The sequence below is a fragment of the Peribacillus sp. NPDC056705 genome (genome assembly GCF_043656335.1).
On record NZ_JBHTYI010000010.1, the window covers coordinates 91,514 to 117,952 of the forward strand.

25 protein-coding genes are annotated in these 26,439 nt (G+C 36.5%); 19 read left to right on the top strand and 6 right to left on the bottom strand.

Annotated elements, in window-relative coordinates; all coding sequences use genetic code 11:
• Positions 1-6 precede the first annotated feature (6 nt).
• The 3 genes from ACFRAK_RS14785 (at position 7) to ACFRAK_RS14795 (ending at position 1,329) form a co-directional block, all read left to right on the top strand.
• Positions 7-153, top strand: a complete 147-nt coding sequence (locus ACFRAK_RS14785) for a hypothetical protein (RefSeq protein ID WP_394571981.1) — start codon at positions 7-9, stop codon at positions 151-153.
• A 171-nt stretch (positions 154-324) separates the two neighbouring features.
• Positions 325-504, top strand: a complete 180-nt coding sequence (locus ACFRAK_RS14790) for a hypothetical protein (RefSeq protein ID WP_394571982.1) — start codon at positions 325-327, stop codon at positions 502-504.
• Between the two features lie 204 nt (positions 505-708).
• Positions 709-1,329 (top strand): poly-gamma-glutamate hydrolase family protein, encoded by a 621-nt coding sequence (locus tag ACFRAK_RS14795; RefSeq protein WP_394571983.1) that lies wholly within the window; start codon positions 709-711, stop codon positions 1,327-1,329.
• Positions 1,330-2,169: 840 nt separating this feature from the next.
• Here the strand turns inward: ACFRAK_RS14795 and ACFRAK_RS14800 are convergent.
• From ACFRAK_RS14800 to mobQ, 3 genes are all read right to left on the bottom strand, one after another.
• Entirely contained in the window at positions 2,170-3,000 is an 831-nt protein-coding gene (locus tag ACFRAK_RS14800) for an ATP-dependent DNA ligase (protein WP_394571984.1), read from the bottom strand.
• A gap of 159 nt (positions 3,001-3,159) precedes the next feature.
• Entirely contained in the window at positions 3,160-3,429 is a 270-nt protein-coding gene (locus tag ACFRAK_RS14805; RefSeq protein ID WP_394571985.1) for a hypothetical protein, read from the bottom strand.
• Positions 3,430-4,156: 727 nt separating this feature from the next.
• A complete protein-coding gene (gene mobQ, locus ACFRAK_RS14810; protein ID WP_394571986.1) occupies positions 4,157-6,169 on the bottom strand; it encodes a MobQ family relaxase in 2,013 nt (670 codons plus the stop codon).
• A gap of 216 nt (positions 6,170-6,385) precedes the next feature.
• On the opposite strand from mobQ, the gene ACFRAK_RS14815 reads away from it, so the two are divergent.
• From ACFRAK_RS14815 to ACFRAK_RS14835, 5 genes are all read left to right on the top strand, one after another.
• The gene (locus ACFRAK_RS14815; RefSeq protein WP_394571987.1) at positions 6,386-6,652 is read left to right on the top strand and encodes a hypothetical protein; all 267 of its coding nucleotides are present in this window, start codon (positions 6,386-6,388) and stop codon (positions 6,650-6,652) included.
• 5 nt (positions 6,653-6,657) lie between these two features.
• On the top strand, positions 6,658-6,930 hold the full coding sequence (locus ACFRAK_RS14820; RefSeq protein WP_394571988.1) for a DUF3847 domain-containing protein: 273 nt from the start codon (positions 6,658-6,660) through the stop codon (positions 6,928-6,930).
• A 539-nt stretch (positions 6,931-7,469) separates the two neighbouring features.
• Entirely contained in the window at positions 7,470-7,769 is a 300-nt protein-coding gene (locus tag ACFRAK_RS14825) for a hypothetical protein (protein WP_394571989.1), read from the top strand.
• 239 nt (positions 7,770-8,008) lie between these two features.
• The gene (locus ACFRAK_RS14830) at positions 8,009-8,419 is read left to right on the top strand and encodes a hypothetical protein (RefSeq protein ID WP_387704585.1); all 411 of its coding nucleotides are present in this window, start codon (positions 8,009-8,011) and stop codon (positions 8,417-8,419) included.
• A complete protein-coding gene (locus ACFRAK_RS14835; RefSeq protein WP_394571990.1) occupies positions 8,406-8,996 on the top strand; it encodes a hypothetical protein in 591 nt (196 codons plus the stop codon). The genes ACFRAK_RS14830 and ACFRAK_RS14835 overlap by 14 nt, the downstream gene beginning before the upstream one ends.
• 602 nt (positions 8,997-9,598) lie before the next feature.
• Here ACFRAK_RS14835 and ACFRAK_RS14840 read toward each other — a convergent pair.
• Together ACFRAK_RS14840 and ACFRAK_RS14845 are read right to left on the bottom strand one after the other, a co-directional pair.
• A complete protein-coding gene (locus ACFRAK_RS14840) occupies positions 9,599-11,254 on the bottom strand; it encodes a helix-turn-helix domain-containing protein (protein WP_394571991.1) in 1,656 nt (551 codons plus the stop codon).
• A complete protein-coding gene (locus tag ACFRAK_RS14845) occupies positions 11,254-11,739 on the bottom strand; it encodes a hypothetical protein (protein WP_387704591.1) in 486 nt (161 codons plus the stop codon). The genes ACFRAK_RS14840 and ACFRAK_RS14845 overlap by 1 nt, the downstream gene beginning before the upstream one ends.
• Before the next feature lie 1,297 nt (positions 11,740-13,036).
• On the opposite strand from ACFRAK_RS14845, the gene ACFRAK_RS14850 reads away from it, so the two are divergent.
• The gene (locus tag ACFRAK_RS14850) at positions 13,037-14,158 is read left to right on the top strand and encodes a hypothetical protein (RefSeq protein ID WP_387704593.1); all 1,122 of its coding nucleotides are present in this window, start codon (positions 13,037-13,039) and stop codon (positions 14,156-14,158) included.
• Positions 14,159-15,204: 1,046 nt separating this feature from the next.
• Here ACFRAK_RS14850 and ACFRAK_RS14855 read toward each other — a convergent pair.
• Entirely contained in the window at positions 15,205-16,107 is a 903-nt protein-coding gene (locus tag ACFRAK_RS14855; protein WP_387704595.1) for a hypothetical protein, read from the bottom strand.
• 582 nt (positions 16,108-16,689) lie between these two features.
• On the opposite strand from ACFRAK_RS14855, the gene ACFRAK_RS14860 reads away from it, so the two are divergent.
• The 10 genes from ACFRAK_RS14860 to ACFRAK_RS14905 all read left to right on the top strand — a co-directional run bounded on the left by ACFRAK_RS14860 (position 16,690) and on the right by ACFRAK_RS14905 (position 26,435).
• A complete protein-coding gene (locus ACFRAK_RS14860) occupies positions 16,690-17,940 on the top strand; it encodes a ParM/StbA family protein (protein ID WP_387704597.1) in 1,251 nt (416 codons plus the stop codon).
• A gap of 57 nt (positions 17,941-17,997) precedes the next feature.
• On the top strand, positions 17,998-18,471 hold the full coding sequence (locus ACFRAK_RS14865) for a hypothetical protein (RefSeq protein ID WP_387704599.1): 474 nt from the start codon (positions 17,998-18,000) through the stop codon (positions 18,469-18,471).
• A 440-nt stretch (positions 18,472-18,911) separates the two neighbouring features.
• Entirely contained in the window at positions 18,912-19,055 is a 144-nt protein-coding gene (locus ACFRAK_RS14870) for a hypothetical protein (RefSeq protein WP_387704601.1), read from the top strand.
• 434 nt (positions 19,056-19,489) lie between these two features.
• A complete protein-coding gene (locus ACFRAK_RS14875; RefSeq protein WP_394571992.1) occupies positions 19,490-20,611 on the top strand; it encodes a hypothetical protein in 1,122 nt (373 codons plus the stop codon).
• An 11-nt stretch (positions 20,612-20,622) separates the two neighbouring features.
• On the top strand, positions 20,623-20,952 hold the full coding sequence (locus ACFRAK_RS14880) for a CagC family type IV secretion system protein (protein ID WP_250211869.1): 330 nt from the start codon (positions 20,623-20,625) through the stop codon (positions 20,950-20,952).
• Between the two features lie 14 nt (positions 20,953-20,966).
• Complete coding sequence (locus ACFRAK_RS14885; protein WP_394571993.1) at positions 20,967-21,365, top strand: hypothetical protein; 399 nt, start codon at positions 20,967-20,969, stop codon at positions 21,363-21,365.
• The gene (gene trsD, locus ACFRAK_RS14890; protein ID WP_387704606.1) at positions 21,358-22,017 is read left to right on the top strand and encodes a TrsD/TraD family conjugative transfer protein; all 660 of its coding nucleotides are present in this window, start codon (positions 21,358-21,360) and stop codon (positions 22,015-22,017) included. Before ACFRAK_RS14885 ends, trsD begins: the two co-directional genes overlap by 8 nt.
• Positions 22,018-22,041: 24 nt before the next feature.
• Positions 22,042-24,015, top strand: a complete 1,974-nt coding sequence (locus tag ACFRAK_RS14895; protein WP_394571994.1) for a VirB4 family type IV secretion system protein — start codon at positions 22,042-22,044, stop codon at positions 24,013-24,015.
• A 14-nt stretch (positions 24,016-24,029) separates the two neighbouring features.
• A complete protein-coding gene (locus ACFRAK_RS14900; RefSeq protein WP_387704610.1) occupies positions 24,030-25,382 on the top strand; it encodes a type VII secretion protein EssB/YukC in 1,353 nt (450 codons plus the stop codon).
• Positions 25,383-26,435 (top strand): bifunctional lytic transglycosylase/C40 family peptidase, encoded by a 1,053-nt coding sequence (locus ACFRAK_RS14905; protein ID WP_387704612.1) that lies wholly within the window; start codon positions 25,383-25,385, stop codon positions 26,433-26,435.
• The last annotated feature ends 4 nt before the right edge of the window (positions 26,436-26,439 follow it).

Genomic DNA, 26,439 nt, shown 5'->3' on the forward strand with positions numbered 1-26,439 from the left:
GAGGAAGTGCTTGAACAATGGAAAGAAGCTAGGGGAACAGAAGAACAATTCGACGAGAAGATAAAGAAGAATTGGGATATTCCACTGGATCAACTAAAACAAAGTCATCTAACCGGAATCATACAGCTTTTGAACAAGCGAAAAGCTTCCTAAAGAAGTCTGAACGGTATTTAAAAAATATTGAGGACACAGTTAGTTTTCCAGAAAAATGAAGTGAGGGGTTTTCCCCTCTAAGGAGGATAAACACATGCCAATAGTCGATGCATTTTTAATAGGGGCAGTACTGTATTTTGGTGGATTATTTACACGGACGGTGATTAAGGGGTGAAATCAATATCTGAGTTATGGAGAGAAAAAGCTTTAGACAACGATATTCCGTATGAAACGTTTCGATATCGTATAGAAGCTGGTTACACATTGGAAGAAGCGTCAGATCCGATGCGTGGTAACAAATACATTGTCTTGAATAGGCCGGAATACTTCACCCTGGAATGGTATAAGTAGCAAAAGGAAGATTTTAGGCTAGATAAAGATATACAAAAGGAACTTAATGTAAGTCATCCGGTAATGAAACTGTGGAAGAACGAGATTGGCGCTCCGTGAATACTAATGTTTTAGGTGTAACGGGTCTTTATTGCTGCTATTTGTTTTTAAAGGTAATGGTGTTTGATCAGTTCTAACTATATCGAACAGAAAAGAGGAATGAAAATGGCAAAAGATATCTATGCGAATTTTAATGAATTAAAAGCAAATACGGTGGTTGAAATAGATTACCATATTGAAGCTACAAAACGAAATTCAAATATTCTCATGATGACACCACATGGTGGAGGAATAGAAATAGGGACTTCTGAACTTGTTTTATTCTCAGCTAATGGGATTTTTTCTGAATATGCTTTTGAAGGTTGGAGGACTTCAAACAATCATGAATTACACATCACTTCAACTAATTTTGATGAGCCAATTTGTTTGGATATGGTTGGAGAAACTGAACATATTATAGCTTTTCACGGTTACAGCGATACAGTAAATAAACACACAATGATTGGCGGTCGTGATTCAAATGCAAAACAATCTGCATTTGAAGCTTTAACCGCTGCTGGTTTTAGTTGTGAAATTGTACCTGTTGGGGGATACCTCGCTGGTAGCGACCCCGACAACATTTGCAATAAAGGAACAAAGAGAATGGGATTGCAATTAGAGATATCCACTGCACAACGTTACGCATTCTTTGGAACTAATACACGTGCTGAGCGCAGGAATACAACTCTTCCTGAATTTCACAATTATGTAGAAGCTATAATTAGGATTTATAATCCAGTTGTTTGAGTAAAAACCAACAATATTTCAACTTTATCAAAAGAAAGTTAGTGTGATATTCAGTGGACAAAAACTGTGCATTAAAAAAGACCGCTAATAAATAGCAGTCATCCCTAAGACATTGCGAAGATTATTAAAATCAATTAGTAAACGTCCAAGTTCTCTTATTATTAGAAAGCGTTCCTCTACACTTAGCATAGCGTACTCTCCTTCTCATAGGAAAAGACACTATGTCTTTTAACACTAGCACTAGTGTAAGCAATTGACAATGAACAGTACGAATAAACTGAGAGACTGTACTACACATATCCATACAGTCATATTGTGAAAGCAAACGTCATTCACTGTGCGTTTACACTAAGCTTTTTCAACTATACTACCTCTCTAGTTCCATAAGAAACTTCTATGGCGGCGATTCCCGCCGCCACCATCTACCACGAAAACCTGCTCTTTACCCAAAATAAAGTCTAACCCATTAAACCCTTGACGATAATGGATGATAACAATACAACCAGGCTGAACCTTTTTTGGTGTCGAACAGTGATGTGTTCAGAAAAGGACGAGTTTTGGAACAAATAATAACTTATTTATAATATCGTGCTTAATCGATAAAAATCAAATAAACGCCAATCCCTTATAGATATGGGATTGGCGTTTTGGCGTACTTCTTAAATCAAGTATACTGTGAAATTAGGATTTCATAATGTCTCATAAGACGTATATCAAAATGCTTATCTTGTAAAACGGATTTTCCTGACGTCACCCCATAATGCAGAGGTATGTTAACCCACTATCTACTGGTGAAGCAAAGGACACAAACAAAAAAACGCCTATCGGATAGATAGACGTCTAGAATATATATTCTATAAAAGACGGAATTCGCAAAAGTCCAACCGATGTATAATTTCCAAACTTAACTTTGCACTTAATCTTTGGTTCTAAAAAAATGAACTTTTTGTTTTCATCTACTATTAAATCTTCATACTGGCTATAGAATTGTTTTCTGGCTGCAGGAGTAACAAACTCCATTATGCCAGCTGGCTTTATCCGATTGTTTTCTTCAATCCCTAGAAGCAAACCAAATTCATCTTTTCTTAATCCGGTAATCACTGCATCAGTATATTGATAATTGATAACCTTAAGCCAGTCATATGATCGTTTACCAATCTGGTATTTCGAATTTGCTTTCTTCTGGACGATCCCTTCAAGCCCTTGCTGTTTTACAAGCTCAAAATAAGCCGAGCCATTACCATACATCCATTTTACCTTGCAAATTAAATTGGAATCTTCCACTATTTCTTCAAGCAGTTCTTTTCTCTCGTGTAGAGGTAAATCAGTTACCTTTTGACCCTTATGATAAATTACGTCAAACACGCAATATTGTATAGTATGTTCTGATTTCTTAGATTGAAATCTTTGCATCATTGCTTCAAAATCAGGCTTTCCTTGTTGGTCAGTTAAGATAATTTTACCGTAAAGTATAGTTCCTTCCGGAATATTTACCTGAAGCAATTCAGGAAATTTAGAACTGACCTCATTGTTATGACGAGTGTACAACTTTACTCGATCATCAAACTTAGAAAGTATTAATCTGATACCATCAAGCTTCAGCTCATTTATGATATCCCCATCATCGAAGGGTTGCTCTGTTTTGTGCAAAAGCTTTGGAGAAATAAACAAAGTTACCACCTCATAATAATTGTAGCATTGATTGTTGAGTAATCTGTGAGTTACATTATGTTAATTATGAAACCTTTATACTACTAAAGGTCTTATGCATGACTTTGAAGATTGACTGAGGGACTTATTTTTATAATGGTATAATTTAATTGGTTTTTTTCACTCAATATTTTTTATATTGGCATCTATACAATCATTCACTTTTTCGTGCATGGTTTTTGTCGTGTCCACTACTTCATGTGCTACATAAGCCACAATTAGAAAGATCGATATCTTAGAATCACCATTTAATTTGTTTATGTACTTCTGGATGACCCGCAACCTTTTAAGCCTTTCTGGATCGAGCAGACGGACAAGTTCGGAATCCACCACTTCATTGAAGATTTCTGCATTACGAATGCCAGACGTCAGCAGCATTGTTGTCGCCAAACTGATACTGCAATCCATTGAGTAGGCCAAAGAACTGATTCTTTCATGATCGGATGCCTTGAATCTTAAATGAAGCCTTTCCTTCTGAATGATATTCCTCTTCTAGATTACCTCTGCTTCAGGATCCCCTCGAAATATCGTGTTACTATGCCTGTAGTCTCTTTTGAAATACATGGACAGCTTTCAATGGATTCCCTGCTGTTTATCGCTGCCATGATAAAATGCTCCCCCACATCTTTCACTGGCATGTTTAAAACATAGCTTAAATCATGACAACACTCATCCAATGATTCTGAGATTGTTGGTTTTTTTTTATTTTATTCAATCACTAATATTTTCATATGCTCTCTTCCTAATGGTCAAAAATATAACCCCCTTTAATTTCCATTTATTGATGTGCATCTTTTCCAGTTACAAATAAAGTCTCCAATATGTAGAAGATAATGGAACTTATTCTAATCCTACTTTCTTAATCGCATGCACAGGGGATGAACAATAAAAGCCTTCTCTAGCTATATGACTCAGATTTCTAACTTCAACAAAAACAGATTGGGTCTACATAATCATTGGACCATAGGTTATAGCTTGAGGACCCTCAAAAATGCTTCAAGGTAGTGATCCTGCTGATTTTATCTGCTTTGTTGTCCACCTTACGAAAAAGGGTGAGATAGCAAGCCTTCGACCAGAACGCTAGAATATGTTCGACATCCATCAAATAACCCCAATATTAGCGTTCCATCCCCTTTTGTCTTTTGCTCTTGTTATTATTCTTCTGTTCAAGTTCATCTTCCCTCCATTTTCGATCAGCTTCACGGATGGCGCTCTCAAGAATAGAAAAGAAATCGGAACCATCATAAGGCAAGGAATATGAATGATGATTAGATTTCGAATCAAAAGTGGTGGAATGCCCAAGTTGAAAGTCCTCTTCTTTACCAACAGACTGGACATCAAAGGCACGTTGAAGTTGATTCATTCGTTCTTGGCCAATTTCGTCAGAATATCGCATACACTCATAATAGAACATATGTTTATAAGATTGATTATCCGTTTGGAAATCTGGATACTTCTTATTTAAGAGCTCAATAGATTGATGTCGTCTGGATGAATTCCTGTGACCTTTACTTATTTGATAAATAGAGGAAATAATTTCGATTTGTTCATCTTTAGAGTATTTTCTTGGTGGGTTTGAAAAATCCTCAGGCGTAATGTTTTTCCCATAATACTCTTCTGCCATGACAAAGAATTCCTTTTGTTCAATCGATAAATAATTACGTCCATCCCAATTAGGATACATAACTTGAAGTTGGTGGTCATAAAGCAGTCCCAACAGGCCTAATGATTTATTCAAATTCTCTTTTTGTTTTAATAATAACTGCATTTTACGTAACTCTTTTTCAGAAGCATTTTGGATGGTTGATCCATCAGCAAAATTAACCCCATTTTTCAAACGCAAATTCTTGAACTGCTTTTCTGCACGTTCTATTTCTTTTTGTATGGAAAGAACAAACTTTGGTCTATTATTCAGTAAGACGTACAAGTCCTTTTCGAATTGTTTTTTCTCTAAATCAAGTATGACTTTTTCAATTTCATGGCTACTTATCCTTTTATTCTGCGTGACCGTCATTTCTACCACTTCAATCTTTTGTTCTTTAGATAATTCCTCCATATTAAAATTCGGATAATACTTTTCTAAAAACCTACAGGCCTCATTTCCCAAAATATTTTCAGCTTGATCTAACACGTCCCTTTCTCTTTCAATCCGGTTCATTTTTTTTAATGCATCAATGGAATCCTGACTAAACTCTAGCCGCGCATGCCATTTGTCTAACTGGCTCCTTCTGGTGTTAATGTTTTCGTAATTGACAAAAATCCGCAAGGATTTGGCTGACTCACGCAGTTGTTTTTTCTCTAAAGGAGTAAAGCGGCGAACAAACTTCTCTGTTCTTTCTTTTCTCTGTTTTTCTTTCTTCACCTCTGACAGTTCCATGATGATTTTGTTGTACTCTTTACGCTCCATATTTAATCGAATTCTTTCCGATTCTTTCCCTTCATTTTGCAGCTGCCTTGCAACCACTCCTTCATGAATGGTCGGGAGTGATTCAAGCCCTTGATCTTTATTCGATAAATGTGTGATCCTTTCAGGAAAACCATTTTTCTCTAAGTATTGATTAGCATAAGTCGCCCACTGCTCTCTCCAGTAAACAAGCTTTTCTTTGGTATTCCAATCCGTTGTATGTGTGGCTTTTATTTGTTGTTTTCCATTAATAACTTCTTTGACCTTCACTTGTTTATTTCCCCATGTCCCCTCTTCATTAAAAGGCCGAATGGTTAACATGATATGAAAGTGTGGATTTTCTTCATCATCCCTATGGATCGCTAAATCTGAAACCATGCCATCCTTCACGAAAACCTCCTTACAAAATTCAATGGCTAATTGTTCTTGCACTTCATGAGATAGCTCCTTAGGTAAGGCTACATTCATTTCACGGGCCAGTTGGGCATTCCATTGTCTTTCTACTTTCTCCACTTCATTCCACAATTGCTGACGATCATATACCCATTTAGGTGCATGACTTGGCGCAAGAATATGAGTGATCGGTTCCACTTGTCTTTTATAAAACTTGGACTCATTGGTTCTTTCATCCACTAATTTCTCACCGGAACGATATGCAGCTGCAGCAATGGTATTTTGTTGCTTTTTTCTTGAGATAATCTGATTGGAGAAATGATAGATGGCCACGGTTCATGCACCTCCCTTTCTTTTCCTAACATGAGCGAAGCGAATTTTTCAGACGCTTCACGAAATTGGTTTCTCCGAAGGAGAAGCCAAAGCACAATATCACGATAGTGGTATATAAGTGCGCCCTTGATCAATATCTTCGGGATTATTCTATCACTATCCATATTTTAGGACAAGTGTTACAATTAGGAAAAATATCCATAAGGGGTGCTGGTGTTGGTAAAGCGGAATACAAAAGAACAAATTTTAAGTATTGAAGAGCAAATCAAAAAATTGAAAGAAAAACAGAAAAGGATATTGAACAACACTCAAAGGGAAATTGGGAAATATCTAATGGATTCATGGGAAGTGGAGGATGTGAATGAAGCAAAGGAATTAATAGATTCATTTAATAATCAAGTAAAATCATTAAGTGAAGTCTCTTCTTCAAAACAGGATAATGTGGAAGAGAAGATTTTTTTACGAAATCCACCTAAAGGGTAATTTATATGCCTAACGAAGAATTACAAAAAATGAAGGACAGAATAAAGGTTCTGGAGCAAAAGAAGAGGGTTTTAGAACATAAAGTTTCAAACGAATCCAGAAAAGAACGAACGCGCAGACTGATTCAAAAAGGAGCACTTTTGGAAAAGTACTTAGAAGCAGAAAGTATGTCCCTCAAGGACACGGAAAACTTACTAAAAGTATTAGCTAATTTTAAAAATAAAAATAAAGAATATGTAATACGACAGATAAAAAGTTTAGATGAAGAAGTCCATTAAAAATAATAAGATTATGCCATTCTTAAAGCCCCATAAATTAACCACACTTAAACAGTTTCGCTATTTCTTCATTTCAATTTTCATGATAGTGGTACCATTTTTTATCCTTTTAGTTTTTTATACTTAGTATGAATTATTTAGTTCTTATCAGTAATGGTATTATTTTGTCTTTTAAATAATTAATATCATGAAAGAAAAAACCAAAATTGAATCAGGTAAAGTGGACATGATGATAGATGCCTTATCTTACTTACTCGATCCAACGGTGTAGTAGTAAAACAAACAGACGAATTTTCTTTCTTTTTTTCACTATCCCTCTTTATTGAAAGTTCCTTGGCTTCAAATAACAAAATAAACTAAACCACACCAAACTAGTCTAATCTAGATTAGACTAGTTTGGGTTTTTTAAAAACCAGACCAGACTAATCTAGTTTAATTATCCCTTAATCAATCTCAGAATTTTTGCACTAAACCATATTTGACCAAATGGCATTTTAACCAGTAGACGTCCATATACTATTTAAAAAGGAGGAAGGAAAATGGTGTATAGACCTACCGTAAGATACCCGGACATTTATAAAAATTATATAGAGAATGTGTACAAAGCGACCGATCTAGACCGTAATCAAATTATCCGTTTGGCCTTATTTGTTGCCGCACATTCAAACGAGTATAAAAGTATCCTTCAAAAACATAAAATTGCTGACGTCCCTCTCCCCTGCCCGGATTGGGGGCGGGATGAAGAGGGTTGCTGGACAGATCAAAACTATATTACCAAACAGAATCAAGCCCCATACAAACTCACTGAACAGGGTGGAATTAAGATTATTTTAGGCTAATTATTTCTTTTTAGATTCATTTGTGCTTTTTACGTAATGTAGCGTGGATGCCTTATTAGCAAGCTTTTCAGCCAGTTCTTTTGAAATATCTTTACTCATTTCGTATCACCTCACTTAAAAAAAAGCCTTGCCATAATCCCTAGCAAATATACCTCCCTCCACTCTTGGCATAGCGTAACGATGTAACCAACTGACCAACCAACCCAAAGAAAAAGACGATTCTGAAAGGGGAAAACCAAATGGGAAAGGTTAAACATTTGAATCCGGTTCTCTCTTCTTCTAATAAAAAAGCGATTGAACCACAAAAAAGAAAAGTTCGTTCGGATAAGCTTCATGACATAAAAATTCCCGTGGACGAACCCATGGACATGATATTAAGAAGGGAATCCCGACGATACTGGAATGGCTCCAAAACAGCTTTCGGCACGGAAATACTGTTGTTTGGTCTTGAACAGGTGCTCGTATACCCTGACGTCACCTATACTGACCAGCCTTACACGGTTCATTGCAAAGTAGATCATGAAACGTATCAAAGGATAGGCGATTATGCGGCCGGTTGGAAATGTAGCGTTCGAAAAGCAGCTCATCGGATATTTATAGAAGCATACAAAAAAAGGCAACTAGGGGGCGTAACCGATGGGGAAATATAGCCAAGCCAATCTTATAGATGAAGAACTATCTTTAATCGGATCAACAACCTTTATCGGAAAGCTACTCCATAAAGTAAATAAATCTTCAACCATCTTACTGAGTATAGATGTCCCCTTGAATCTATTTCTAAGAGCAGAAGTTTTCTGTGAAGATATTCAAGAGCTATCAGACCTGCATTTCGAACAAAACGACTTGATGAATCTTTTATATAATGACTTTTTACTATTTGCAAAAAAGAATCCAGACTCAAATGCCATATTCCGATTGCTCACCTCATTGGATCAGTATGCTGGTAAAGATTCAAGACTTGAAAAGTATGGGGAATCTGCTTTTAAATTAATCCATAAAGAAAAGAACCAAGAAATAAAAACGTTGAATTTACGCATGAGAAGGAAATACGCCTTACGTGGAGAGATTTTGCTTGCCGATATGGAGGAAGTTCAGCCAGGACATGGCTACACACTAGAAAAGGTATTTGAGCTACTTTATATAGACTTTATTGATAAATTTCGAAAAGGTGATCATGCGGGTGTCATAGAAAATATCCTGCGCCTGCTTGATGATGAAACCGAATAGAATATACGAAACTCTAGGGAAAAACCATTAATCTCAGACAAAATTTCAAAATATGAACCTATGCATTCACAATGCAACTTACATAGGTAATGAACTTGTATAAGTTTCTCCAAGCTCATTACCTTTGCTTTTCGCTGTTCAACACTAGCCCCCATCGTTAACCAATAACTTCTCTTCTATTTCATATCAACGGACTATTGATCCAACAATATTTTCATCAATAATCACCCCAATATTATCGGATATCGAATTGGCATACTGGCTTACACAGGGAGACAAGTCCTATCTATTATTAGTATTTGTAGCAACATTTGACCTGGCCGGTGGCTAGTTACTTTTTTCAGACTGTAACAATCACCGTTTTAGTTTGATATGTAACATTCGCCCTTTGAGGGAATATTATATTTCGAGCAAGGCAACTTAGTCACCAATAGCACTTCCACCAGCAATCCTTGCTCTCTGCTTCATTTCAATCACAAAAATTTTAATCTCCTCAATATTTATTTCAGTGCAAATTAGGATGAATTTATCTAATTATTGAGATGATGCTCCGCATAATATGTTAGGAAAATCTTCAAAAAAAATAAGCACCGTTTAGATGCTTATTTTGCATTTAACCACTCTTTCATCTTTTCTAAGCTGACTGTATACGGGCGTTTAATTAGATTCCTTTCATACCTGGACAAGGTACTATGGGAGATTCCCATTTCCTTAGCCGCCTCAAAAATGCTTAATCCCCGATCCGTTCTTTCCTTATTTATCGTTTCAGGAGAAACCTGCTTTTCTTCAACCATCTCCTTGGTAGCACCAGTCTCCCTGTCTGTCATACCCTTCAACATAGTTAGAAAATTCTCTGTGTCATAGTCCTGATCCTCAATCAATAATAAGTCCTGGTCATCTCCCATTCCCGTGATTTCAGTAGGTGGGATGATTTGGACACGTGCCTTCAACCAGGTGTTTGCGAACCAATTTCTCTCCTGCTCAATTTGCTTCTCAAGGGTTGTTTCCTTATAGCTCCAACCTTTGATGATTCCATCCTGCTGCAACGTGTCCAATATTTCCTCAAATTGTTCCCTGATCCTTGAACCATATCGCGGATTCACGTCCAAATCCATGACTTTTAAAAGCCCTTTGTCTCCCCCAATATGATAAGCCCTGAGATAGTCTGCACTCTTCTGGCGAATCCTCCACTGCCAGGACAGGTACCTGGATAACCGTTTATGGTACTTTTGCTTAATTGGATGGTATTCTAGAGTCTTTAATGCAAGCAGCCCACTGCTCCTTTGGGAACCGTATAAGAAGTTTGCGAGCAATTCCCCTGGACGAATGCTGCATTCATAAATACCAATGGGGTTATCCCCCCGATAGGCTACCGTCACACTATCCACCAAAAACAAGGGATTAAACTGGACTTGTCCAATTTCCTCAAAATCTCCCTGGTCCTCATTAATGAACCTCAAATTCTCTTTTTCAATTCTTATCCATATCGTTGTGAGAGCGGCCAACCTTTTCATGATATCGTCCCGTTCTTTTTTTCTATAAGACATTTGATAGCCGTCTAAATCTTCTTTCCGACCTTGCAATCTCCTTAGATTCAAAGCATCATCCGTATGGAAATGAATCATTTGGTCCTTATGAGTAGCCTGTTGCATCCAAAGAATCGAGACAATATCAAAAATATCTGCGGTTAAGTCATCCATCGACGTGATGGCTTGAGAGGTGAGATTTTTCCATTGTTCGATGGCTACATTGGATTTCATCATCAGATAATCATTTTCTGCCCTCACTTGAGCCGTCGCTTCTAAAGCCCTCTCCGCAATCCTTGCAGTAGGAATCTCAGTTGCAATGTCGAATTCATTTTTACTGATGGTCTCCCTTAATTTATGAAATAATAAGGCTGAGCCGGACTCGGCAAAATTTTGATTCAGCAAGGCATTTATCACTTCCCTGTTGTTAGACTTTGGGGAAGGTGCTGAATTCTCTTCTCCTATAATCTGTATGTGTGGAAGGACAAAATTTCTAATTTCTTCTATGTAATCATCAACCCATTGTTCCATATCCTCGAATTTCAATCCATAATCTTTCACCAAGCTATCCAAAATCACAAAAAATGCTTTTAATGTTTGGCTAGGCTGGTAATCATCTTGACCGGACATAAGATGGTTGATATCCATATTCCATTCGACAAAGAGTTGAGGAAAATCTGGGAAAATCGTTTTCATGACATTCAAAAATTTCGTTTGCAGGGGTAGTAACATTATTCTTTAAACCGCCCTTCTTTTGTCGACTCTATGTCCTCAAATGAGTACTGTTGGATGTAATCTTGAAAAACAGCGGTTTCCAAAATACCCAAATCGTGCAGAAAGCTAACGGACTCAAAAGAAAGGAACTGAACAATCGGATTTTTTTCTAAGATGGCTTTTTTCAACTGTTGGATGTCCTTTTCCTGATAAAGGATATAATTTCCCATCTGTTCTTTGATGTCGTTAGGGGAATAGATCGTATCTTTGAAGGGTTGATTATGCATACATTCATAGACCATATCATCTTTTATATAATAAGTCCTGACACCAGAATCTTTCCCAACCTTATAAATTTCGATTTGTTTTCGAAACCATATGGGACCACTGTATAAGTGGACCACTGGTTTAGGAAGCACGCCACGCAGTTGATAGGTGGAAACCTTTCTCCGATCCCAGCCGAGAATTTCCCCCACCTCTTTAACTCCTACTAAAAAATCCATAAATGTTCCCCTTCTAATCTAGTAATATGGTAATTATGAGTGAGTATTGTTGCTTTTGTCAACACATGAGTTAAACGTGCAACTTTTTATATTTTGACGTTTGCTTTCACAATGTGCACAAAACACTTCTTGTCTTCTCTTTTCACTTGCAATATTTTCCCTTTAAACTTGCAAAGGGGATGCTTTTAGCCATTTGCAAGTAGGTAGAACGAAAAAAAACATAAACAATCGGTTCAGGGCAAGCTGAGCACTTAGTTTTTTAAATTGCGCTAGCGTCCATAATTATAAAGTTTGGTGCCCGTTGGTCTATTGGCTGCTTTCCATAAAATTGCAACTTATCTTCCCTTTGACGTTTCCTCTCACAATATGCACAAGCCTGTTTATAAAACTTCTATTAAAATATAGATTCTTTACCAAAAGCCTTGCATAAAGTAATGTCCTTCAAGGTCAAATAAATAGGCAAATGACGTTTCCTTTCACACGTTTTTGTGCAAGTTTTTTACGCTTTTAGTTCGATTATAAATGGCTTTTTTCATTAGAATGTTGATATACCAGTTTTTATCTCAGCCCTCTTAATGATTAAAGAATGACGTTTCCTTTCACAACAAGCACACCATTATATGGGATTGCAACTTTTCCTTCATTTGACGTTTGCTCTCACAATGTGCACAAAGATATGGATATGCAAGTTTATCTTCCATTAATAACATCACATTAGCTTGACGCCTTCTTGCACATCTCACTCATCCATAATTAACTGTGCAACTTTTTATATTTTGACGTTTCCTTTCACAATGTGCACAATTCCCTCTTTTGATCTGGGATTTTTTAAAACATTTTTAATCAACCAACCTTTTACACCCCTACATCACCAACAAAATCTCAGAAAACATTAGGAGCCCACACAAAATAGTGCATAAATTTATCTCTTTTTGTTCTAAAATGAAGAATTATGACGTTTGCTCTCACACAAACTTGCACACATTTCTGTGCAAGTTTTTTTATTCTTGTCCATTTATGGATGGACAATTTTATGAAAACATTGATATATCAACGTTTATCCTAATTTGCTTATCCATGAAAGCATGACGTTTCCTTTCACAATATGCACAAACAGTGTGAAAAAATGACGTTTCCTTTCACACAAAAATATTTAGAGTTTTTTTCAATCCCTTGCCCCCCAAGGGATGAGCACACGTTGTGCAACTTTGAAAATCCCTTAATAAAGGACACCATTTCCTGTTTTACCATTCTGCTATAATTCAAACTAGAAAAATAGACGAGAGGAGGGCTTAAAATGAAAGAATCCAGAATAAGAATCGATGGTTTTAGAATGCATCATGCCATCTTAAAAGAATTCCATTTTCTTCGTGATCAGTCATTTGAGCGCCCTCCTGCCTCTGCCTATGTCGTATATATGACCATGTTAAACCAATTACAAGTAGAACAAAACCAACGAGGCATGCTTAAGGAATATAATCTTTCTTACTGGGCAAAGAAACTTGGGATCTCTTATTCTACCCTTTGGGGAGGAAAAAAATTTTTAGAAGATCATCATTTTGTAAAAGAGGAAATCCACGAAGGGTTACCTGTTATCATGTTAAAAGATGTTGATAAGTATAATACACCTGAACTTAATGGTGTATCCCTCAACTACCTAATCATACCACACGCCCTTTTTGAAACGAATATTTTAGCAGAATTCGTACGTACCTCGAACCCTGAAGGTATCGAACTTCTCTTATCCTTACTTAACCAGTTCCGGACTGGTCTGTCTTTCAGCAAGACAGGTGAAATGGAGAAAATAAAACAAGAACGGACAATGAAGACACTTAAACTTCAACTAAACAAAAATGCAAAAGGGGTTCGTAAAACTTTAAGCGTTTTAGAAGCTCTTTTTTCCATCGAATTCACAGGGATAGAGATTCGTGGGAAGCAAATATGGATTAAAAAAGCCTCCTTTTCCTTAAAGCCGGAATGTGTGGAAGAAAACACGGATGAATTCAATGTCAACTCACTCATGGCGAAACTATCAAAAGAGCTCACCTATTTCTTTGATGGACATCAAATTAAATTTAAACCAAGAGACCAAATCGATGTCATGATTTCCTTTAAGCAGGAAGTAATGAATAAACTGAACTATCTTATGGATGAGGACGATGAAAGCTTCACCATACGTGATCGATTCATGAAAAACTTCTTTTTACAAACAATGGATCAGATTGGTATTCATATACATACAGAAAAACAACGAAAAGGTTCTTTCCATTTCTACTCGATTGGGGCCTTTTTCAGAATGGCCTTTAGAAAGTATCTTCCTGGGGCCTTAAAAAATATTCCTTATGAATTAATTCATGAAGCCAAAATCAGAGAGTACACCCAAACCGGCCAAGCACCAGAGCTACACGGTGTAATTTAATAGCTTAACCCAGCCTTGTGAAAAAATAAGACATTCACAGGGCTATTCGAATATACGCAAAAACTATATTAAAAGTATTCCCTTAAAACAAAAGTCTTTCCTTCCCTCCTCTGTCACGAATTTTGGCAGAATTTTCGAGAAGGATTATTTTTTTACGCTTAATAGATTCCGAATGTTACCTTGTGAAATAGTGGATATTAAAAATACACTCCTGTGAATATGTAAATAGTTAAAAAAAAGCCCTGTGTATATGTGACTTCATTTACATTCTATATGTGGGAAAGTGGAAACTCTGTTAAAATGACTCTTAGAAATGACTAGAACCCTTGTCGCTCAAGGGATATATCTAACAATAGAAAAATGCCTATTACTTCTGTTTCTTTTATTAAATCTGTATTCTCTTATTAAATATGCCTTTTTATTAAATTTGTTTATTTACGAAATAGATCACTTCAAACAGAATTTAAAATATTGGATTATTAGGATTAATGTACTCACTGTAAAACAATGAGCCTTTCAACAATTACATATTGAAAACTAATGAAAAGATTAATAACCATATTAGTTAGATTAAGGTTCATTTATTGTAAATTTTATACAATCACCAGAAGAAACCTTCAATTAGTTGGGACGAGCTTAAAACGGCAGCTATGAAAATTCAGCCCAAGTGAGCAGCAGTCTATAACACCTTTCAGGAAATCGCTTTTCACCAAAAATTCTGCAAGTAATACCTTAAAAAAGAAACTACTTTGTAAAAAAATTAGACCACCCAAGACGGTGGCCTAAACTTATATCCTTTTCCTGCATTCAACGTATTTAATTAAGGGGCAAGGCCCCTTTTACTTGCTATAAAGCTCTAGAGAGCTCATTGAGAAGCTTTAAACCATCATTGATCTCTATAAAGCAAAAGGATACTCTTATTCCTAATTTGAATCTACAAAATGAAGGTTAAATATCCATCTTCTAGAAAGCTTACATATAAAAATTTTGGGAGGTTCCAATTTTCCACCTTATCCCAAAGATCAAAAATAAATAAAAAAGAACTATTAATCTTCCATAGTTTGTTCTAATACTTCCCTTTCATTTGTTAGAAGTGCTGTTTCTGATTTTAACCTTTTTTCTAAAGCAAGTGATTCTTCTTCCATTTGACTAATCTTCTGCCTTATTGTATCTATTTCTTCAATGTATTCCACTTCTATATGGTCTGCTTTGATATCCCTTTCATCCACTAGTATGTCAGATTCTATATTCAAAGTATCTTCTGTACTTTTTTTTGCAAAGAAAGAGAAAAAACCTGTATTTTTCTTTTGCTCCAAACTCTTTCTTAACACATTCGCAGCTTGTCGATCCATTTTTCGATTTAACCTATGATTTTTAATCTTTTCTTCTATAACTTCAATTTGTCTTTTTCTATCAGCTATTCCAGTTCTCCTTCTCAACAACTCCACTTCAATTAGATTGATTGTGTTTTGTAGCGTGAAGGTTCTCATCATTACATTCTGCCTTCTATCAAATTCCGAGAATAATTGATCTAAGGTATCCTCATTATATTTACTCCCTTTTGCTTTTCCGCCATTTTGTTGAGGAATCGACTTTAGCGATAACTTAACTTGAATATCGGAAATCGTTTCTCCCCTCTCAATTGACAGTAAAGTCATGTGGATTTTAAAAACGGTGAGAAATGGCAATCGCTTCTTTCTACCTTCTACATAAATCTCTAAGTATCCCTCTAGCATCCTAACGTAATACCTTAACGTCGAATTAGCGATATTAAAGATCTTATCAGAACAATCGGTGGTTGAATACATGGCATTCGGATCCAACTCTAGTATATCTTCTTTAAATAGTTTGGCACTGTATTCCTTATCAAGCACCAACGAAGTGAATAAAGCATCGTCACGAAGTGCTTCTGTAATGAAATCCTTATTAGCCTGGACTCTGTTTGTCACGATAACCCTCCTCTTAACGCTAGTTTAACTATAGCTTATTTTTATCTACCTATCGCTAAGCGTCAATTTATCTTTATCTATAGTTTACCTACTAGATAAAGACTAATCAACTAGGTTTGTTTGCTTTAATAGAAATAATGGACATATTTGACCAATTTCAATCTAGTCTAGTTTAATCTATAAGTACAATAATAACCAAACTAGTCTAATCTAGTTTAGTGCGGTTTATATGAAGTGATTCCTCCTAGAACCTCCAACGTTAAAGAACCGATAACGTTAATTTGACGATAAGTAACAATAATGTCGAATATTTTAGCGATAAGTTGCCATTAATTTTCTCGTGATAAAAGTAGTTAAAAAATCGATAACGTCAATTCACCGTCAAATATATAGTTAATATGAACCGACTGATCACAAAGGTTGATGGTTAGCGTCGGGGTATCGATAGTTTATCGATATTAAATCGGCGCTGAAGTATCGTTAACGTCAATTTATCGCTAGTTTTTCATTGACTTTAACAGGGGATCTCTATATATTGGATAGTAAGTAGACTAAACTAGATTAGTCCGAAGGAGGAAGACCATGACAAAACTTGATTTTTTATTTAAAGAGGATTATTTAATTGCAGGAGTAGATAGCGGGAACATTTCCAATAAAATTACGTATATCGATCAAAATGGAAATGTCGTTTCATTAAATATCGCGAGTATTATCGGGGAAAACGCGGAAACCACTGCCGAAGATATGCCAGATGAAAGCGCAGATAAATCTTTTCCTGATGATATGATCCTTCATGTACATATTAAAAGTAAAGCCTTACCAAAGAATCGAACAAATGCTTATTATACAGTAGGGGAATATGCTCAAATTTCAACAAATGACAAAAATAATTTAAGAGAAACCAGCAGTGATGCAAGAGATAAATTAGGGAATGAAATCCATGTTGTAACAACTTTAGCTGGATTAGCCTTAGCTGCTTGGAAATCGGGTAAGACCAATAAGGTAGACGTTCCATTGAGTTTTGGGCTTCCAATAGAAGAGGCCAAACAGGCGTCATCGGAAAAAATCAACTTATATATGGGTGAGCATGAAATTACAGCAATAAAAGGGCCTTATAAAGGCAAAACCATAACCATTAACATTACAGATGTTCAGCTTAATGTGGAAGGCGTAACGAGCTACTTAGCATTGGCCTTTGATTTAGTGGATGGGGAAGTGGTGGAAACTGAATTTTCATCACAGATCCATGATGAGTTTGCCATTGCTGATTTGGGAGCTGGAACATTGGATTTAGCTCTTTATGATGAAAATGGTTTAAATTCAACTAAATCTACAAACCATCTGATAGGTACAAATAAATATATTGATTTAATCATGAAAGAAGCAGCTGAACTAAAGGAATTCGACAGCATAAGGGCCCGTTTTGAAAGGGTGAATAAAACTCCTAAGATCTCGTTTACACGTGAAGAATTCATGAGGAAGTTCATCAAGCCGGAAATCGATAAAATGGTTAAAAAACCTAAATATTCTCCTGTCTTTAAAGCGACATGGCAGTCCAAAACAGCAGATATCACCAAGATTGTAGAAAAATATACAAAACAATATGCCGAAGAAGTGAAAGATAAAGTCATCCGGTATTTTGTTGATACAAACGTTGGGCAAATGATTATCGTCGGGGGAGGGCTTCTCTTCGCTTATCAATACCTAGCGGAACTTAAAGAAGAAGATTGTTTATTTCCTCCGAATATCGATCAAGCCAGTTTCTTTACAAGTAAAGCATATCTCTTGAAAAATATTATTGCTGAAATTGAAAAGCAATCAATTGAAGCATAAAATTGCAAGAGTAGGAGCAGCATCTTCTTTTAGTTGTGATACAAGGTGGTGGTAACGTTGTCCAATAGAAAAATCACTCCAGGTAGGGGGATTCAATATACCCCAAAAACCTCGATAAAATGGGCTAATGAATTTAATGAGTTGGTAGACAGCTTTAAAAGCAGAAATGAACTTATTAGCGCGCTTATAGAAGATGGATTAAAGGTTCGGAATGGATCTTATAAAGAACAAGGTATTTACCTTCCACTAGACACCTTTGCGAATGATCAATTAGCACTTTTGAAAACGGAGGAAGGGCAAAGGATTCTTTATAATATTGTTTCTTTAATTGTAGGGAATCCCGAAGGGACGGCGCTTGCCCAGCAAATGGTGCAGCCGGTATCCCAGAAAAGTGAGCCAGCTTCCTCACCAATCGTCCCATCTGAAGCGCCTGTGAATCATGAAGAAGATGCTAAGGAAGGTAAGGGTCAATCAAACGAAGCCCTTTCTAAACTATTGAAGTTGGGGAAGATGACCAATTTAAAGGGATAAAACACTTTTAAAAATAGAGCTCAGTTATATGTAAGAGGCTGAATCAAAAGGTCGTTGAATAACGACTAATTTGATTCAGTCTCTTTTTTTGTTAACCTTACATCCAATTCAAATGAAAGAGCCCTTTTAGAAATGTTATATATAGGGGGTTCCATTGAGTGGATGGATCCTTATACAAAGTTCACAAAGTAGGACCCACATTTTATATTTAAAAGTTTTGTCAAAATTTGTATTACGTTAGCGCTAGAAAATGTAAGCGTTTTCTTTTATAATGAAAACAGGCGATGGTATCTTGACGTAGGCAGGGCCAATACTACATTTATAAAAATGATGATCCATTAAAAAATTACTATTTCCAAACGGAAAATGTAATGTACTTCAAATTGGGGTGTGCTTATCGTTCTGGATGATATTAAAGATAAAGTAAAGGGGAGGAAAAGATGGAAGCAGAAAATAAAACCCCATTTGTCCATTTTATTCAGGAAGATCGATTCGAACTAAACTCCTACCTTAATTATTTATTTAACCAATTTAATGAAAATGTTCCAAAGCATATGGAAGACGTTAAGATGATGGGACAATAGCAATAATATAAAAACAAAAATACGCGGCTGTATTATTCCTTGAGAATAATACAGCCGCGTATTTTGTTAAAAGAAGGTTTTTACCGTTATGAACTTAAAAATCTTAATTGCAATTAGATCTAGCCAGAAAAAAATAGATCAAGGATTAGTAAAAAGGATAATAACAAGACTAAAGTCTCTAGAATACTAACCAGAAAAGTTAGGGTTATATGACTACGAATCCCATCAATAGGTTCATTTTTTGTAATTTTTTGGCTTATTTAATCAATAAAAGGAATATCACTGGTAAAATACAAGCAAGAGAAACGTCAAAGGTATTGCCATAGCATCCTTTTTAGTGGAGAGGGAAAATTGTTTGTGTATGAGATACAGATGAACTCTAAGTTGTTGCATTCTGTAAAATCATTTCGACCCAGTAAGGAGAGGATCTTGTTATGAGAAATGATTCGATTGAAAGATCGGTCAACGATTCCATGCTTACGATTGCTGACTCTATTCTACAAATGATTGAACAGACTAAACAAAAAAGTTTAGATAGGAAAAGTCTCATGAACCAGGAAAAGATGAGTTTGAAACAAGATTCCACCTCTTGGTCTACCAAAGAAAAGACAGAGGCTGAATATGAGCTATATTACGCTATGTTAAAAGACCATCACCCTCAGTTATTTGAAATAAAAGGGGATTACATTGAAACATTCCCAGTCGATAAAGAAAAAAGTGTTTTTTTCATCCTGAAGGATAAAGATGCATACTTCGGGGTCTATAAACAAGAATCTAAGGAAGCGCACATCGTCACACCAGGATTTCCAACCAAAGAGGACCTGCTTCAAAAAACACTCGGCACTTCTCAATTCGAAAAGTTTAGAATGCACTCATTCTTCCTTATGGGAGATGGAAAAGCTTTCTCCCTCCATGACAATAAACAACTTCGGCTAAATTTAGCAAAATCTTATACAACCCTAAAAACCTATGAAAATATCGAACAAGCACGCTCCTCTGTTGTAAAAGAGGAACTAAAAAATGATCCTAAACTTAGAAAACAATCTCTTCGTAGGGCTTTAGAAGAGCATTTTATCCCTTCAGATCTTTTAGGAAAGACCGTTACAATCCAAAATATTTCAATGGATGGTCAAGGGACAAGGCTGTCATTAGTGGAGAATCAGAAAGAACGGGACGTCTGGTTGCCTGACATTGCAGAAAAGTGGGTGGAAAAAGTAAGGGATAGCCCCGGAATGAAGGTTTTGTTTGATGAAGTTATCATGGATAGTCGTTCCATTGCAGAAGGTTTCCTTGCTTTTTATGGCATGGAAATAAAGAAAGAAAGCCAAGCGAAGCAACATGATTTTGAGGTGATTTCAAATCAAGTTGGCTCGTATATTGGGAAATTGAGTGGCAATGGCAAAGTGAAAAAAGTTTCCCCTTACTTCTCTGAGAAAGAGGCCGAGAAACAGTTGGGAAATTTAAATAATCACATTCAACTAGAAAAGCAGAAAGATAGTCAGGTAAAAGAGGTGGAAACCGATATTCCATTCAAAGAAATTAGGGAAAACGACTAAGGAGGAAACATATGACTTCGTTAAAAAAATTACAAATCTTACTGATGTTTGCTGCAATTCTTTTACTTTTACATATCGCACCAGAGCAAGCATCTGCAGCCGCCAATGTATCAGCAAAAATCAAAGAGGGACTGAAACAAGTTCAAACATTGTTAACAGGGCTTGTTGTTACAGTGGGCATTTGTGTATCCATATGGATCATCATTAAAAAATTACCAGGCGTGGATGATCCTCATACCAAAAACGAAATGTTTCGTGGAGTAGGAATGGCTTTGGCAGGGGTAGGGTTAGCAGCCGCAATCGTATGGCTTGTTCCGTGGATGTACGCGTTATTCGCTTAATTGAGGTGAACTAGATGACGGAAAAAGAAGAGCTTAGAGAGGCTCTCAAAACGTTACTTGGAGAAAAAGACAGTCGCAAGGGGAAAACGTTTGTTTTCCCTGATAATGTCGATCGATCATATAACATTGTTAAGGGCTTATCATTAATGAATTTCTTTAGATATATATTACCGGCGGTCGTTATTTCCGCCACTATCCTGTTCATTCCCCCTTATTCATTAGGATTTATGATGGTTAAATTGTTCTTTATGGCCCTTTTGCTGTTAGGATCCTTAACCTTTGCTGTTTTACGTCCCATATCTGCTCGGCCAAATATCACATATAGTAGCTATTTAAAACGAATTATTCATTACAACAATAGACAGAAGATGTTCTTTATGAAATCGAATAAAAGGGATGATTTCCGTGGTTAATCATAATAAGAAAATGGATAAGGAAGACTTTGACTATGAAGTAGAAACCCTTATAAAAAAAGGAAAATCGACAATTCAAGACATAAGTATTATAGAAGGGATATACAAAGACTATGTTCTTTTGAAAAATGGTTATCTGACGTCCATCCTGCAAGTGAGTGGTATCAACCTAGATTTATTGGCGGAGTATGAACAGAATCGTTTATTTGAAGATTACGGTTCATTCTTAATGAGTCAAGTCCATGATCAATTACAAACCATATCGATGACGGTTCCCGTGGATTTCCGTTCCTATAACTTAGGTTGGAAAAAACGCTATTTGCACGAACTGGAGAATAAGGATAACACAGGTAATGAATACAAGCGAATCCTAATCACATCTTACATCGATCATTTCCAAAGGATAAGGATGAAAGATGAAATGTCGACAAAACAACATTTTGTTGTCATTAGGGAGAAAATGAATAAACGTACGTTCCAAGATTTAGAACGTGCTGAAACTATTCTAACAAAAAAGGTGGAGGAAATGACAAACTCCCTGCGATCCACTTTTGAATCGTACGATATCACGATTAGAAAATTGTCTGAGAAAAATACGTTATCGTTGCTATATAGATATTTTGATTTTGAAATGTCAAAACTATACGGATAACCGGTTCGGAAAGGAGCAAGTCAAATGCCTTTTTCTTTAGCTACTTTATTTTCTTTAATAAAACGTGAAAATAAGCAGGACGAACAGGTGAAACAATATCCCGTAGATGTTTTACATGGGATGTTAGAGACCGAAGAACTTAATTCCATTTATCCTTTTGTCTGGAAGGAAAATAAGAATTATATCGAAAGTGGTGGCAACTTTATTAAGGTTCTGGCGGTCGTTGCTTATCCTAAAGAACAAAAAGGGAACTGGCTATCGGATCTGAAGCGATTAAAAGGAAACATATCCTTTGTCCAGTACCTAGAACCGTCCAATTCAGAAGGCATGATTAGCTATTACAATGACTCTATTAAAAATAAAGATGCGGAACTATTAAAAACAAGAGATCCAGCCACACGCATCAGGTTGCAATCCGAACTGGAAAGCGCAAAATATCAACTAAATCAGGTATTATCAAACCGTTCCACCTTTATGTATCTGTATACATACATCTTCATTCAAGCTGCATCCTTAGAAGAGCTGAAGATCTTAGAAGACAATGTCCAGAGGATTTTAACAAAACTAAGAATGAAAGCTTTAAACCCCCATTACGCAACACCGATGGCATTCTGGTCGGCTCTGCCTTTAGGGGATAACCAATTAAAGGATTATACCTATCAGATGTGCAACAGTGAAGCGGCCTCATCTTTCTTTCCGTTCGATGATTCAGAGATTTGCTATTTATCCCTGACGGCTCAGGTGGAAGGGATCAATAAGACGACCAATTCGTTGGTTGCCATAGACTATTTGGATACACAGCGTACATTAAATCAAAATATGGTGGTCATTGGGACATCAGGTGTTGGAAAATCTACCTTTATGGTCCAAAAGATTCTTCGCTGCTACGCCATGGGAATCAAGATATATATCATTGATCCAGAAAATGAGTATTCGCATATTGTGAAAATCCTTGGAGGTGAAGTTGTTCATCTCAGTAGTAATAGTTCAACGAAAATCAACCCTTTGGAGATATTCTCCTCAGAAATTACGGACACCGAAGATTTTAATGACGATGCGGAATTCATAAGGGACCTTGTTAAACAAAAGGTTCAACGTCTTAAGGCCTTTTTCAAAGTCCTAAAAGCTGACTTATCCCAGGTTGAATCTAGTATTTTAGATAAGACACTGATCAACCTTTACAATCGTTTTTCCATTAATGAAGAGAGCAATTTTACAAGTTTAATGGCAAAGGATTTCCCGATTCTCGAGGACTTTTATGAAGATTTAGGTACATTGAAGACAAATGATTTAGAACGCTATGAAAAAATACAGGATTTTTATTTTATCCTGGAAAGTTATGTTCATGGGTCTAACTCGTTATTTAATGGCCATACGAACGTGAATATCAATAACTCTCTATTCTCTTTTAATCTAAAATCACTACAAAATGAAGTGGATGTGCAGGCTGCTTGTTACTTTAATATCTTTGGTTTCCTTTGGGACGAAGTGACGAAAACAAAAGAGGAATTGGTGTACCTATTTATTGATGAATTCCACTTCTTATCAAAGAACCCGGATTCGATGAGATTCTTTTATCAAGCTTATAAACGATTTAGGAAGTATAATGCCGGTGCTATCGCAGGTACGCAACAAATTATCGACGTACTGGATACCGAGGATAACCTAGGGGCAGCTATGATTGAAAATAGTCACACAAAAATATTTTTTGGACTGGACAATAAGGGTGTTGAAGATGTGGTTAAAAAAATCAATCTATCATTCTCTGATGAAGAGATTTCCTTATTACGAGCGAAGCGTCAGGGAGAGGCATTACTTGTTTACGGGTCTCAACGTGCATTTATTCGGGTTGAGCTCACGCAAGAAGAGCTGCGTCTTTGGAATAAAAAACGGTACCTTGAAAAATATGGTTTAGATCCTGATGAAATCCCTGATTATGAAGGAAGGAATGAAATGACTCCCATTGAAAAAGAAGAAGTTCGAAATTTTGTTCTGTAAAGGGGGAGGCAACAGTGAAAATCCAATTATTTGAACTCGGAACGTTATTCATCCTTAAAAATAGGCACTATCGTTTAGAAATTGCGACAACTAAGGTGTTGGCTGAACGGGTAGAGGACCTTACAGAACTTCAGGAAGAACATCCGTATTTCTTTACACTGAAAGATATAAAAAAAGAAAACGATCGCTTGATTCTTGATTATGAAATGGAGGAAGGTTACCAACCTTTACAAATAGCCAAATCATATTCAACCGTATTACGGCTTGCGTTATTAAATCAGTTGCTAGAATTGGATCCTTTACACAATTTTAAGGGGAAAGTGCTGATCCACCCAAGAAACATTTTCTTTAAAGATATGAAAAAACTAAAGTTTCTATACAGAAGCAATCAATGGTTGCCCTTTGAAGGCCATATTGAAAAACTAGAACAATACAAAATTCTAACCCTATCTATGTTTTCCCGTTTCTCCTATGAAAAGTATAAACGGGAAAAAGAAAATCTGCTAAAAAAGGAAAAAGATGAATTTTTCTTCCGGATTGAAAATGCTAGCTCCGTTGAGGATTTGAAAGAGCTGATTGCGAGTAAACTTCAGGAGGAGGAAACGTTGCATTTTTTCGGATTAGAAGCGGAAAAACAAAAAATCAAAAAGCAAAAGAGGTTCCTGACAGGAATTTCTATCGGAATCTCTGCTGCAGTCTTTACTTTGGCTCTTTTTCTTCAACAAATGGCAGTCAAGGAAGCTGAAACGGCTTATGCAACAGAACTTGAAAAAGCTGAACAAAAATCGACATTTTATAAACTATTAAGTGAAGACAAATATGATGATGCCCTTTCCTTGTTGAAGAAAACGGGTGGTACAAAAAAAGAGTTTGGGAATCTTCACTTTGAAAATGGTGAATATCAAAAGGCAATAGAGGCAGACGATAACTTGATAAAGCCTAGTGTGGAAGCCTTATATAAAGCGGATAAAAAGGAAGAAATACTAGGATTAGAAGCCGAAAGTGACTATCTGGACATCGAAAAGAAAATAGTAAGCTATGATTACAGTGTTTTGTTATCGATGCAGGCTTTTACAAAGGATGAAGACCAACAACTTCGAATCGGACAAGCCTTTGCTGAACACGGGGATCTAACAGATGCCAACGATCTCAATAAGAGGTTAAAAAACAAAGAATTAACGGTTACGATCAGAAAAAAAGAATTGCAAAACCAAGTGGCTCAATTAGAACAACAAATAAAGCATCTCAAGAAAAAGAAAGGCGTGAAATCAAAAGATATTAAGGAACAGCTCTATCCAAAGAATAAGGAGCTCACAACCTATAAAACGGAACTTGATAAACTTGATAAGAAATCGGGTTTTAATTAAGTGTCCGCAACAGTTGCTGTGAAGGGAACCGTTTTTGTCGTCCGGTACTGGAAGGAAATTACGATAGGCGTCGTATTCTCCTTACTATTAATGGCGGGCTTATTACTCGGAACTCAATCTCAAGAGGAGCCAAAGGGATATATTAACTCGCCATTTGGAACGGCTAATGTTCCACCTCATATTGAACAATGGAAGGGCCTGCTTCAAGAATATACGACGAAGTACGGAATACCGGAATACACAGATTTTTTACTGGCCCTCATGTATCAGGAAATAGGAAACTCACAAACCTTGGATATTATGCAAAGTTCTGAATCTGTCGGGTTACCGCCAAACGCCATTCAAAACCCGGTGATGTCCGTGAATTTAGGGGTTCAACATTTTAAATCGGTGTTAGAGGATGGACAAAAAAACGGGGTGGATTTTCCAGCTATTGTTCAGTCATACAATTTCGGTTCTGGTTACCTGAGCTTTATTTCTGCAAACGGAAAAAAACATTCTATTGAATTAGCCCAACAATTCTCATTGGCCCAAACGGAAAAACAAGGATGGAGTTGTTCGGATTGGCGGGCACCTTACTGCTATGGAGACTATACGTATGTGGAGAAAGTGATGGGAAATCTAATGCCGACGGGAATTGCTGTCGGTGGTGAAGATGTTTCCCCATTGGGGGAACATGCATTTAATGCGATTATCACAGAAGCGAATAAATATGTAGGCTGGCCATATGTATGGGGAGGTTCAGATCCCCATAGAGGATTTGATTGTTCGGGATTTACACAATGGCTATTTGCTAAAGTGGGGATAAAGCTACCACGAACTGCTCAAGAACAATATGATGCGTCGTCGAAAATCCCGCCATCTGAAGCAAGACCAGGTGATTTTATCTATTTTACTGGAACTTATGAGACCAACAAATATATCACACATATCGGGATTTACATAGGAGATGGCAAAATGTTTGATTCTAACGGTTCGGGCATTGGAATCCATGACATACATTCGTCTTACTGGAAATCTCATTTAGCTGGTTTTGGTAGAGTGTCCCATTAGGAGG

What these genes read in the sequence shown, in the direction of transcription:
- ACFRAK_RS14845 (WP_387704591.1), bottom strand. Translation starts at nt 11,739, where the DNA reads ATGGATTTTTTAGTAGGAGTTAAAGAGGTGGGGGAAATTCTCGGCTGG.
- ACFRAK_RS14835 (WP_394571990.1), top strand. Translation starts at nt 8,406, where the DNA reads ATGGGGAAATATAGCCAAGCCAATCTTATAGATGAAGAACTATCTTTA.
- ACFRAK_RS14885 (WP_394571993.1), top strand. Translation starts at nt 20,967, where the DNA reads ATGACGGAAAAAGAAGAGCTTAGAGAGGCTCTCAAAACGTTACTTGGA.
- ACFRAK_RS14820 (WP_394571988.1), top strand. Translation starts at nt 6,658, where the DNA reads ATGCCTAACGAAGAATTACAAAAAATGAAGGACAGAATAAAGGTTCTG.
- ACFRAK_RS14895 (WP_394571994.1), top strand. Translation starts at nt 22,042, where the DNA reads ATGCCTTTTTCTTTAGCTACTTTATTTTCTTTAATAAAACGTGAAAAT.
- ACFRAK_RS14860 (WP_387704597.1), top strand. Translation starts at nt 16,690, where the DNA reads ATGACAAAACTTGATTTTTTATTTAAAGAGGATTATTTAATTGCAGGA.
- ACFRAK_RS14870 (WP_387704601.1), top strand. Translation starts at nt 18,912, where the DNA reads ATGGAAGCAGAAAATAAAACCCCATTTGTCCATTTTATTCAGGAAGAT.
- ACFRAK_RS14825 (WP_394571989.1), top strand. Translation starts at nt 7,470, where the DNA reads ATGGTGTATAGACCTACCGTAAGATACCCGGACATTTATAAAAATTAT.
- ACFRAK_RS14875 (WP_394571992.1), top strand. Translation starts at nt 19,490, where the DNA reads ATGAGAAATGATTCGATTGAAAGATCGGTCAACGATTCCATGCTTACG.
- ACFRAK_RS14850 (WP_387704593.1), top strand. Translation starts at nt 13,037, where the DNA reads ATGAAAGAATCCAGAATAAGAATCGATGGTTTTAGAATGCATCATGCC.
- ACFRAK_RS14880 (WP_250211869.1), top strand. Translation starts at nt 20,623, where the DNA reads ATGACTTCGTTAAAAAAATTACAAATCTTACTGATGTTTGCTGCAATT.
- ACFRAK_RS14830 (WP_387704585.1), top strand. Translation starts at nt 8,009, where the DNA reads ATGGGAAAGGTTAAACATTTGAATCCGGTTCTCTCTTCTTCTAATAAA.
- ACFRAK_RS14795 (WP_394571983.1), top strand. Translation starts at nt 709, where the DNA reads ATGGCAAAAGATATCTATGCGAATTTTAATGAATTAAAAGCAAATACG.
- ACFRAK_RS14840 (WP_394571991.1), bottom strand. Translation starts at nt 11,254, where the DNA reads ATGTTACTACCCCTGCAAACGAAATTTTTGAATGTCATGAAAACGATT.